The sequence below is a fragment of the Bacteroidota bacterium genome, from assembly GCA_039714315.1.
Taxonomy (GTDB): domain Bacteria; phylum Bacteroidota; class Bacteroidia; order Flavobacteriales; family JADGDT01; genus JADGDT01.
Genome location: JBDLJM010000095.1, coordinates 1 through 12,291, shown reverse-complemented (window position 1 = coordinate 12,291; position 12,291 = coordinate 1). Strand labels below are relative to the sequence as shown.

Genomic DNA, 12,291 nt, shown 5'->3' with positions numbered 1-12,291 from the left:
AAACCCAGAGGTGCAGAAAACATTGCTGATCCTGAATCAAATAACATAGATCATAAATAGTACCTAAGGTACATTTTGAATAAAAAAAGCAGACCTGTAAGCCGGATCCTGTCATCTATAAAAGATGCCTTATCATTTATCTGGAATTTTGGTCACCCAAAATCTCTAACTACTTACCCCTTGAAATCGGGCGAGCAGCCCTTAGAAGTTCCGAAGAACAACACTCCAATATACATAGTATTTCACCTCGTAAGGTTTACACGGCTATCTTAGTCACCTAAAATACCGGTGGGCTCTTACCCCACCTTTTCACCCTTACCACGCCAGGCGTGGCGGTTATTCTCTGCTGCACTAGCTGTATTGTATCGCAAAAGCAATACAACCCTTCCCGTTAGGAAGTACGATGCTCTGTGGTGTCCGGACTTTCCTCTACAAAACTGCAGCGATAAGGCGGTCTGCCGGTGCAAAAGTAAAGTATTAAGTTTAAAGGCAAAAGTTTAAAGGCAAAAGTTTAAAGAGTGACCTTATACTTTTGCCTTCTTACTTTTTCCTTTTTTTCTTTACTCTTTTTTCTTTAGTCTTTTTTCTTTAGTCTTTCCTGCCTGACTGAGTCACGCAGGCAGGTTTCTTTTCCCCTTACTCCTTAGGAGTAGACTTCAAAGTCTCCAATAAATAACCCCAATATTTTTGAACTGATTCAATATTTACTCTTTCATCCGGTGAATGAGGATTATTGATTGTAGGTCCAAACGAAATCATATCAACATCAGGATAGTTAGTTCCCAAAATACCACATTCCAATCCTGCGTGACATGCCAATACCTTAACGTCCTCATTGAACATTTCCTTATAAAGACCTTTCATTTCTCCCAAAATTGCTGATTCCATATTTGGATTCCACCCCGGATATGATCCTGCATGCTCAACCTCACAACCTGCAAGTTCAAAAGAAGCTCTAATACTGTATGCAACATCCATTTTACCGGTCTCAACAGACGAACGTTGTAAAGCCTGCGATTCGAATTGTCCGTCCTTTAAAATTATTCTCGATAAGTTCGATGATGTTTCAACTAAGCCATCAATCTCATCACTCATACGATACATACCGTTGAAACACGAATAAATAGCTCTAATGATACCTTCCTGTACCCCTATCTCCATTACTTTTGCAGGTAAAGCCGTTTCTTCCAAAACAATTTCCATATCGGGTTCGGTAGCTTTGAACTCATTCCTGATATTTTCTATCATTATTGCAGTTTCGGCTTCAAACGCTTCCTGAGAAATTTTATCCACAGTTACTTTGGCAAACGATTCTCTTGGAATAGCATTTCTCAAACTACCACCATCTATTTCTGAAACCCGAAGTCCGAAGTTTGTAAAGCCTCCGTACATTAGTCTGTTCATTACCTTATTTGCGTTGGCTCTACCCAGATTTATATCCATCCCCGAGTGACCGCCTTTAAGACCACGAACAGTAATGTTGTAAGCAACACTATTTTCAGGAACATCTTCTAATTTGTATTCACGCTTGGATGTTGTATCTACTCCACCGGCACAACCTACTGTTAGTTCATCATCATCCTCAGTATCCAGGTTCAATAAAATCTCACCGTCCAACAAACCACCTTCAAGTCCGAAAGCACCAGTCATTCCGGTTTCTTCATCCGAAGTAAAAAGAGCTTCAAGTGCGGGGTGAGCAATATCCGAAGATTCTAAAAGTGTCATTATCGAAGCAACACCAATACCGTTGTCAGCTCCAAGAGTTGTACCATCGGCAGTAACCCATTCACCATCTATATACGATTTGATTCCTTCCGTATCGAAATCAAAATTGGTATCGGAATTTTTTTGATGTACCATATCGTAATGCGATTGTAAAATCACAGTTTTACGATCTTCCATTCCCTTAGAGGCAGGTTTCTTTATAATTACATTCCCAACCTTATCCATCACAGTTTCCAGTCCGAGTTTTTCTCCAAACTCAACTAAAAACTTTCCTGCTTTTTCTTCTTTCTTCGACCCGCGCGGAATTGCATTCAAATCTTCGAAATTGTTCCAAATAGCCTTTGGCTCCAGGTTTCTAACTTCTTGGCTCATATTCTTGTGTTTATGCGTTTATTAATTAGTTGACAATCTAATATCTTAGATATGTAAGTATATTTTAATTATGCAGAACAAAAATATGAATATTGTAAGATAATAATATGAATAAACACTCTTTTATTTTTATCTGTAATAAAAATAAAACTCAATATGATAATGCTAAAAACTCCATTAAAATATTAGCAAATTATCTGGTAAGACTATCCACCACTTCTGTCAGTTTTTCGAACTTATGTTGATCAAAACCTACCTCTACAAATGCAATTTTTCCGTCTTTACCTATTACATACATTGTGGGGTAGCCCATTATCTTATATTTTTTATCTACCGATGGTTGAGTAAGAACAATATCATATGACAGCTTTCTCTTTTCCAAAAATGTTTTCAAGTTCTCTAAACTACGTGGCTGATTATCTACTGAATTAAGACCCAAAATCTTCAGACCTTTGCTTTCGTATTTTGCGGCAAGCTCCGACAAACTCGGCATAGCTTTTACACATGGAGGGCAATGTGTATACCAAAAATCAACAATTATTATATTTTCCCCTATGTAATCGGTCAATTTAACTTCTTCTCCTGTATTATAATCCTTTCCATCAAAAAACGGAGCTTTATCACCCACATGAAGCATTTTCTCCATCATAGATACTTCAGAGTTAGCTCCATTCCTCCCCACAGGATTATCTTTCAAAACATTATTCTGTTTTTCTTTTAATACTTTTAAGTCTACTTTATCAAAATCAAAATCCGAAAAATACAACTCTTCCACATGAAGCTCTTTCTTTTGGCTTGTTTCTACTTTTGACCAAACCGGTACTAACTTATCTCTATCAATTATGTAAGTTATTTTTCTTCTAACTCCTTTTCTCGTTTTAGGTAAATCTATTTCAATTTGTGTACAACTTATATCCTTATAAACTAATTCCGAAATAGTAGTTTTATTAATAGTGTCTGATATTAACGAAGTAAGACTATCCGGCCTAAGGAAATTATCAATCCAGTCAGCATCAGAAATAAACGATCCAATGAACTTATTATAAACTACAGTCGTCTTTTTAGGTGGAATTGCCAGATAAAAACTTCCGTTATCATAAATCATATTATAAGGTCGGTAATAATCATTAACCCACACATATCCATTCTTCCCTTCTTCATCAACATCACGAACAGTCCAAATTTCAAAAGGCGTAACTAAAGTATCAATACCATTTTTGTAATATGACTTCCTATTAACTTTATAAGTGACAGATGAATGCATCAATGTCTCTTTTTCAAGTTTTGAAATAAAATCCTCTGACTTTTGTGAACAACCTGATAACAAAAACAGAGTCGTAATAAAAAATATCAATAACTTTCTCATTCTATTTATTCTTATAATATTAACACTAAATACTGTTCTCTATTGCTTTTACAGCATCCTTTACCCTATCGCGCTCAGGATAAAATATGTAGGGTGAATTTACCTGAAACTTTTCTACAAATTCATCTAAATATTTCCCCCTTACAATTAGTATTACCGGTTTTGATTTATCTTCAAGCAATTCTTTAACTTCCGGTGCCCAACCTCCACCGTCGAGCTCTAAGCGCCCAACTTCATCAACAATTACCACTTCTCCACTTTCGGAACTGTTTATTTTTCGCAAAATACTTTTTCCAAATTCCAAACCTTCATTAAGCAAATAGAATCTCCCGATTTTTTGCGAGTTTTCCATGTACTCGCGATAAGATATTCTAAAACTGTCGGAACTGCTTAAGTCCTTAATTATGTGACCCTGTATTTGCTCGTCTTCATATATTGAATCAGCCAAAAAACCAACCTGTCCTATAGATCTTTCCTGGAGAGACTGTTGCACTTTGCTCAAAAAACCGGTTTTTCCGCTTTGGGTATCTCCGGTAATTATTATCACATTAGAATTTATCTGATCCTCGAAAGTAGAAAGTAATTTATCAGCCTGATTCAACATCATTGGAAAAAACTCCAAAGGACTCTTTATACTCTTTACAGGGTTAGCTATTTTCATTACAGACGGCAAACTGGAAAAAGATAACTCCATTGCCCAATATAAATTTCTAAGCCCTTTATTGTACAACAGATTCTTTACAAAAGGATTTTTCAATTCAACACTTAAAGCAGAAAAACCAACAATCATCATAGCTGCACGAAGTGTAATTTTATATCCTACTATCATCCCCTCAAGGCTAAAAATATCACCCGAAGTAAACTTATTCCAGAAAAGCGAGGCGATGAAAGTAATAACTAATAATTGTAACCAAAATTTATTTTTTCGAAGATGAAAAACAGCTTTGTCATAATATTTTACAACAAAAAAGATATATGTTAAGGATCCTAGTGTGCTTAACCAGAGAGGTGAATAATTAATTACAAAAATCCCTGATATAAGCAATACAAGATGAAGAGTTAGAAAGGAAAGCGAATATTTTTCTTCAACATTTTCTATCACCTTTTTGTGATCGAATTCTATACTTATTTCTTCTGTATCTTTAAGTTGTTTTGCTTTTTTTGCAACCAAGTAACCAACGGTTCCACCTATTGCTCCTGCAACAAAATATACTGAAGACACCAGTAATATTAACCAAAAAGCCGACAAATTCTCTATTCCAGCCTTTTTTACCAGAAATTGATAGAAACTGTCAAGTACTTTAACCAAATCCCAGCCGTAAATAATCAACATCATCACTACTTTATGTAGCAGTGCACTAAATACCGCAAATCCACCCGCAAAAATGTAGGAGATTAAATTTCTACCTAAAATAAATGTGATAAATTCTACAAAAATAGCCTCGGTAAATATCCCCACCATCGGGCCAATAATTATTCCGCTTGGCGACACTGCTTTTAAAAGAGCTGTTATCAAACCTGCACGCCAAACCAAACCACTTTGTTTCCACATATATTGAAACGAAACCATTATGGCAACACCCATCGAAGCCAATATAGTACCCGAAAACGGAATTCTCATATTATGAAAAAAGCTCCCTACTATAATTTCGAAAGAAGCCCAAAAACTAGCCATTACAGCAGCTTTGATCCATATATTATTTTTGCTTTTCTGCATTTGAGATAGAGTGATTTTTGCACAAACCTGGCAAGTACCTATAAAACTTAATAACCACGGTACTCTCAATTTAGTTATACCACCGCAAATATATAAAACCAAACTAAATCAAAGCTTATAAATAATTATAGTCGTCCTCTATCCTTCTGCTATAAGAAGATTAACGAGAGGACGACCTAAGCAATACCTAAATAATTAATTCCTCTCATATATTTTATCAAAGAGATCTTTATACATCTGCTTAATTACTTTCCTCTTCAGTTTCATGGTAGGCGTAAGTTGTCCGTCGGTTATAGACCAAACATCCGATACAATTTCAAACTTTTTAATCATCTCCCATTTACCGAAGTTTTTATTTTGCTCATCAATTTCCTGTTGAATTCTATCAATCACTACAGGGTTTGTAATCACCATTTCATCATTGGTACATTCTATTTTTTTCCGTTTGCACCATTCACGTATAAAGGCAAAGTCAAGTTGAACTAAAGCTGCCGGCATCTTTTCTCCTTCTCCAATAACCATAATTTGTTCGATAAATCTCGACTCTTTAAACGCGTTTTCCAATACGGCAGGAGCAATATATTTACCCCCGGAAGTTTTGAACATTTCTTTCTTTCGATCGGTAATCTTTAAAAAACCATCCGAATCAATTTCTCCGATATCACCTGTATGAAAATATTTATCTCCATTTATTACTTCTTTTGTTTTTTCCGGATCTTTATAATAACCCAACATAACGTTTGGCCCTTTTATAAGAATTTCACCGTCATCGGCAATTTTTATATCTACACCATCCAGAGCCCTGCCAACAGTGCCTATTCGCCAACCCTTATTATCCCATTCATTTACATTTGTTACCGGAGACGTTTCGCTCAGACCATAACCTTCGGCTACAAGAATACCCGCAGCAGTAAATAATCGCTGTAAACGCTGCTGAAGAGGTGCGCTACCCGAAATAATCAATTCCAAATTACTGCCAAGAGCTTCCTGCCATTTAGAAAAAATTAGCTTTCGGGCTAGTGATAATTTAAATTCATACCATGCCCCATTGGCTCCATAAGGTTCAAATTCCAACCCCAAATCTACTGCCCAAAAGAATAGCCTTTTCTTTATCCCGGTTAAATCAGATCCTTTAGAATATATCTTATCGTAAACTTTCTCAAGAAGTCGTGGTACTGCAGTCATTACCTGAGGTTTTACCTCCTGCAAATTCTTTGAAATGGTATCAATAGACTCTGCAAAATAAATCGACATACCTGAATATTGATACATATATAAAACCATCCTCTCAAATACGTGACAAACGGGTAAAAAACTCAATGCTTTTTGCCCGTGTACCGATTTTGGTAACCTGTCATTAGATGATATTGCATTTGACAGAAGATTATTATGACTTAGCATTACGCCTTTGGGCCTGCCCGTTGTACCTGAAGTATAAATTATTGTGGCCATGTCGTTTGGCTTTACTGAGGCCATTAACTGCTCTACTTCGCCTTGATTTGAATCATCGGAACCTAATCTTAATAATGATTTCCAGTTTATAGCTTCGGGAATAAGGTTAAAAGAGAATACCTCTTTCAAAGTAGGTACATCATCTCTAATTGCTTTTACTTTTAAGTAAATCTCCTCGCACGAAACAAAACAATATTTCACCTCCGAATGATTGAAAATATACTTATAATCATCCTGGCTAATAGTTGGATAAACAGGTACACCAACTGCGCCTATTTGCAAAATTCCCATATCCATCATATTCCATTCATGACGATTATTCGAAATTAATGCTATTTTATCTCCGGGTTTTACTCCTAAACGTAGTAAACCCCGGCTTACTATATTAATATGTTCGATATATTGTTCTGTTGAAAAGGTATCCCAGGTACCGTGCATATAACTTTTAGATGCAAAAGCTACTTCCTGAGGGTGATTCTCTAATTGATAATAAGGAATATCAAAAATACGTGTTAAAGGAATTGACATAATATTGAGTTATTGGTTTGCTACAATTTATAATAACTTAATCAATTATCATATTTTCAACCAAATCAATATTTATTAAAATAAAACACACAAAAATCGCATGTTAGCAAATAATTAAACCAGTTAAACATCAACACATTCTACTATTGCCATATTTAACTTACTAAATATAAAACGAAATTAGTATTATTAATTGCTATGTATGAATAATGATTTTTATCATATTTAATGAAAGAACATCAAATCTTTGGAAAGTATTACCTAAAAACGAATAAATATTATGCACGCATTATATATTTCAGATAATGATTTATTGCTATAGAATTGAATTTAGAATATATTAAAACCAATACTGATAAGAAATACCACCCCACTGATGCCACAATGCTCCTACAAATTCCGGGCTTATTCTGTATCCTTCAAAAACAATTCTATGTTTATTATACTGTATGAAAAAATGGACACCTATTTTCTGACTCATTCTGTTCATATCCCCATTTTCAATAATGTAGGGACTGTTTCTGTTTATTAAACCACCCTCCAGATAAGCATTATAGGCAATTGTTTTCACCTTATAACTCAATTCCATCCATGTTCTGAATCCGGAATTCTTTCCCGGAGAATACGATTCGAAATATGAATCTATCAATCCAACCCTGGCATTTGTAGAAAAGGCAATATCATTATTAACGGTTCCTAAATTAACAGATGCGGAGGCTAGCCATTCAAAATATTCAGAACTGTAAATGCCCTTGTCCAATTTTATGTAATAATTTAACAACAGGTCGTTCTTAACCTGATATTCCCAGCCTAAGGGCACCTCCGAAGGGGTAATCTCGTGAATTTTTGATTGTAACTCCCTACCACGGGCATATTCTCCAATGATTCCCAAACTAAACCGGCTGCTGATCCTGTAAGCATATTCAGAATTTTCCACAACTTTAAATTGCGATATACTTAAAGATGAAGCGTATGGTCTGTCGCCTATTTTTAACCCGGCATTAGGTGTATCAGTAGGAGTAAAAATCTTATGATCAATCTTTAGCCCGTTATACACAACATCTCCAAGATTAAACATTGAAATAAGAAGTCGGTTAAATGGAGATTTTGAAATCGCCGGGTGTATAAAATGTATACTTTCTCCCGCAGAATAATAATGGTCTGTCTGAAAAAACATATCATTTTCCACTGTTAAACCAAAAGCTCTTTGGTAACTTTTAGTTTCAACAAAGTAAGCAGTCTCCTGAGCCTTAGCAGCAAAGGAAAACAACAAAATAAAAAATAATATGAGTCTCAACAATTTCATATTTATTATATCCTCATTCTTTAAAATTCCTCACAAATATATTTACGAAAAATCACCATTCACACTTTTTATGACGAAGCTTATTTACCTGTTAATCAACCCCGTTCGTCCGGACTGAAAATTTTCACCAAGACAACAGTATGACATATGTCAGTTTTTATTATATTCATAAAATATTACTAACTAATTCTATATTATATGACCATTAATTCATTTGATGATTACAAGGAAAAATACCAGGAATCCATTAAGTATCCGGAACAGTTTTGGGATAAAATCGCCGACAAGTTTGTTTGGAGAAAAAAATGGGATAAAACCCTTAACTGGAATTTTAATGACCCAAATGTTAAATGGTTTTTAAATGCTAAACTAAATATTACCGAAAATGCACTTGACAGACATTTAAAAGATAGAGGAAACAAAATTGCACTAATATGGGAACCAAATGATCCCAGAGAAAGATTTGTACGCTTAACCTACCGTGAACTTTATACAGAGGTAAATAAATTTGCCAATGTTTTAAAAAATAACGGAATTAAAAAAGGGGATGTCGTTGCTATATATATGCCAATGATCCCGGAACTTACAATAGCAACCTTGGCATGTGCCAGAGTTGGAGCTGTTCACTCTGTTGTTTTCGCAGGATTCTCTGCAAACTCACTAGCCGACAGGATTAACGATGCTGACGCAAAAATGGTTTTAACTTCTGATGGACTATTTAGGGGAGCAAAAGAAATTCCTGTAAAAAGAGTTGTTGATGAAGCGTTGAAAAATTGTACAAGTGTAGAAAAGGTCATCGTTACAGAAAGAACAAGATGGGCCGTAAATATGGAAGAAGGAAGGGATGTATGGTTACACGACGAAATGGAAAAGGCAGATAGCTTTTGCGAACCTGAACTAATGGATTCAGAAGATCCATTGTTTATTCTCTATACTTCCGGTTCAACGGGTTCTCCTAAAGGAATTGTACATACAGTAGGAGGATATATGGTTTACGCAGGTTACTCATTCAAAAATGTATTCCAAACAAAAGAAAGTGATGTTTACTGGTGTACAGCTGATATTGGCTGGATTACCGGGCATACCTACATTATCTACGGCCCTTTACTGAATGGAGCAACAACTACAATGTTTGAAGGAATACCCACTTTTCCGGATGCCGGTAGGTTTTGGCAAATAGTAGATAAGTACGGGGTAAATCAATTCTATACCGCACCTACGGCTATCAGAGCTCTAATGGCGGCAGGAGACGACCACGTATTGTCATATTCGTTAGATTCGTTAAAAGTAATTGGTACAGTTGGTGAGCCTATAAATGAAGAAGCATGGCACTGGTACCATATTCACGTTGGAAAGGAACGATGCCCGGTTGTTGATACATGGTGGCAAACCGAAACCGGAGGGATTATGATATCGGGACTCGGTAATCACAGCCCAATGAAACCTTCACATGCCGGATACCCATTACCCGGAATACAACCTGTATTATTGAATAAAGATGGTGAGGAAATAAAAGAAAATGAAGTTGAAGGATATTTGGCTATTAAATACCCTTGGCCATCAATGTTGAGAACTATTCACGGCGATCATAAAAGAGCAAAAGACACTTACTTCTCAAACTATGACGGTTATTATTTTACAGGTGATGGAGCAAAAAGAGACAAAAACGGTATGTATAGAATTATTGGACGTGTTGATGATGTAATAAATGTTTCGGGACACAGATTTGGCACAGCCGAAATAGAAAATGCAATTAATAAAAATGAAAAACTGGTTGAATCGGCAGTTGTAGGCTATCCACATGATATAAAAGGACAAGGTATTTACGCATTTATTATTTGTAGAGAAGAATGTAAAAATCAGGACATATTGAAATCGGAAGTTATTGAGACTGTAGTTGAAGAAATTGGTAAAATTGCCAGACCTGATATTATTCAAATTGTTCCCGGTTTACCTAAAACACGATCAGGTAAAATAATGCGAAGAATTCTAAGAAAAATCGCCGAAGGTGATGTTTCCAACTTAGGAGATACTTCTACTCTACTGGATCCAAAAATAGTTGAAGAAATTATTGAAGGAGCAAAAAAACTTAACGAAAAATAAGATCTGTTGTTTTAGGAATAGTTTTATATAAACTTCATTATAAATTCGAAAAGGTGAATATTTTATTCACCTTTTTTTAGCAATTAACCTTATTATGTATAATTCCTTTTGTAATTTAGCACTCTAAAGGACTACATATTAATACATTATAAAATATAAACATTTATTAAAATGAAAGTTCTAAAATTTCTTCTGATTCTATTCAGTGTAACTCTTGCAATGCAATCGTGTGAGAGTAGCTCCTCACATATAATAAAAATTGACCTTCAAAGCGAAACCACTATTAAACCTGACGTAAAAGATTTTATAGTTACCCTTTACGGATACAGTCCAATACTGGCTGATGTTGAGGCTACGGAAATTGTCAGTAAAAAATATAAAGCAAAATCTCTGCCTCATACGATTGAACTGGAAATTCCCGCTGATCCGGCATCAAAAATCAGAGGTTGTAAGGAAGTTGACAAGGCTAATTACTACCTAAGTCTTAAATGGGACTCAAATGGTGACGGGAAAGTAGGCTTGGGAGATATAAATATCGACTACGAAAAAAACTTCCCTAAAATCAATATTGAGGCTAAGGAAGTTCAAATTATTAATGTGAGAGTTATTGATTAACTCAATTCATATCACCTAAAAATCTCATTTAAAACCTTTGCCAAACGGATACCGGCATAATTAAGCCGCTCCTTTAAAACAGGAAAGTATTTATAATTATATCCATAAGTAAGATTTTCATCCGGCTCTACCGAGGCATAAACTACTTTACTAAGTTTTTTAGACTCGTTGTACCACGAAATAACATTTCCTTTTTCTATTTCCTCTTTATCTATATAAGGAGATCTTTTCATGGTTTCTGCCAGTTCGCTATAACTCATTTTATTAAAGTTAATTATATCAGAATCCCAAACTCTGTGCAAATTAGTGTTCTTTCTGAACCATTTAACCTTTATATCATTCCCCCCTTTATCTGCACCTCTGCCACAATGCAATGGCTGATGTAAATCTCCTATAAAATGAATCAGCATTTTTAAATTGAATGCTTTTTCTTCTTTCGTACTCTTAGGATTCTTTAAAACTTCAACCGCTTTATTAATAGCAAATATCAGATCTCCGTCAGGATTCTTTTTCGAATCGCTGTAACTTATACCTTCCTCTGCATTAACATAATGCCATACATGAGTATAATCGTATTTTTTTTCTGATTTTATATCATCTGCAAAAGTTGAAACAATAACAATCCCTTCGCCATCCAGCAACTCGGTTATTTGCTTTTTTGCCTCATCACTAAGGTAAGATTCTGCAATTTTGGCAATAGTTCTGTGTCCGGTTGGACCAAATGCAAATCCTGTATTGGCTAACATCACTAATGCCACTATTATAAACAAATATTTAATCTTCATTGTATAAAATTTTATGTTTTTGGCTTACTACTATATTATCGCACGAAGGTAATTATTCGTATAGAACTTAACAAGTTAGTATTTAGTATTTAGTATTTAGACTTTAGATCTTGGACTTTAAACTTTAGACTTTGAACTTTGAACTTTAGCTCGCTGGCACTTTTATTTAAAAGGTGCTCGCTGAACCTCCTTCGTCGGTTTAGACTTTAGACTTTGAACTTTGAACTTTGAACTTTAGACTTTAGACTTTGTAGCTGATTTCAATAAATATTATTCAATTCATTTGGAATTCAACATAGAAGACTATTATATTGACAAATAA

Annotated in this window: 8 protein-coding genes and 1 other RNA gene; 2 read left to right on the top strand and 7 right to left on the bottom strand. The window is 35.0% G+C overall.

Going from position 1 to position 12,291, the window contains the following annotated elements; genetic code table 11:
* Nucleotides 1-81: 81 nt before the first annotated feature.
* The 6 genes from rnpB to ABFR62_09805 all read right to left on the bottom strand — a co-directional run bounded on the left by rnpB (nt 82) and on the right by ABFR62_09805 (nt 8,466).
* Nucleotides 82-462, bottom strand: an RNA gene (rnpB, locus tag ABFR62_09830) — RNase P RNA component class A.
* A gap of 174 nt (nt 463-636) precedes the next feature.
* A complete protein-coding gene (locus ABFR62_09825) occupies nt 637-2,097 on the bottom strand; it encodes an aminoacyl-histidine dipeptidase (GenBank protein MEN8138717.1) in 1,461 nt (486 codons plus the stop codon).
* Nucleotides 2,098-2,290: 193 nt separating this feature from the next.
* Complete coding sequence (locus ABFR62_09820) at nt 2,291-3,463, bottom strand: TlpA disulfide reductase family protein (protein ID MEN8138716.1); 1,173 nt, start codon at nt 3,461-3,463, stop codon at nt 2,291-2,293.
* 25 nt (nt 3,464-3,488) lie between these two features.
* Nucleotides 3,489-5,180 (bottom strand): nucleoside-triphosphatase, encoded by a 1,692-nt coding sequence (locus ABFR62_09815; GenBank protein ID MEN8138715.1) that lies wholly within the window; start codon nt 5,178-5,180, stop codon nt 3,489-3,491.
* Between the two features lie 195 nt (nt 5,181-5,375).
* Complete coding sequence (locus ABFR62_09810; protein ID MEN8138714.1) at nt 5,376-7,160, bottom strand: long-chain fatty acid--CoA ligase; 1,785 nt, start codon at nt 7,158-7,160, stop codon at nt 5,376-5,378.
* 340 nt (nt 7,161-7,500) lie between these two features.
* Nucleotides 7,501-8,466 carry a lipid A deacylase LpxR family protein gene (locus tag ABFR62_09805; protein ID MEN8138713.1) on the bottom strand — a complete coding sequence of 322 codons (966 nt, stop codon included), beginning with the start codon at nt 8,464-8,466 and terminating at the stop codon, nt 7,501-7,503.
* Nucleotides 8,467-8,664: 198 nt separating this feature from the next.
* On the opposite strand from ABFR62_09805, the gene acs reads away from it, so the two are divergent.
* Entirely contained in the window at nt 8,665-10,569 is a 1,905-nt protein-coding gene (gene acs / locus ABFR62_09800; protein MEN8138712.1) for an acetate--CoA ligase, read from the top strand.
* A gap of 171 nt (nt 10,570-10,740) precedes the next feature.
* Nucleotides 10,741-11,184 (top strand): hypothetical protein, encoded by a 444-nt coding sequence (locus tag ABFR62_09795; GenBank protein ID MEN8138711.1) that lies wholly within the window; start codon nt 10,741-10,743, stop codon nt 11,182-11,184.
* A gap of 11 nt (nt 11,185-11,195) precedes the next feature.
* Here ABFR62_09795 and ABFR62_09790 read toward each other — a convergent pair whose 3' ends face one another.
* Nucleotides 11,196-11,969 (bottom strand): S1/P1 nuclease, encoded by a 774-nt coding sequence (locus ABFR62_09790; GenBank protein ID MEN8138710.1) that lies wholly within the window; start codon nt 11,967-11,969, stop codon nt 11,196-11,198.
* Between the last annotated feature and the right edge of the window lie 322 nt (nt 11,970-12,291).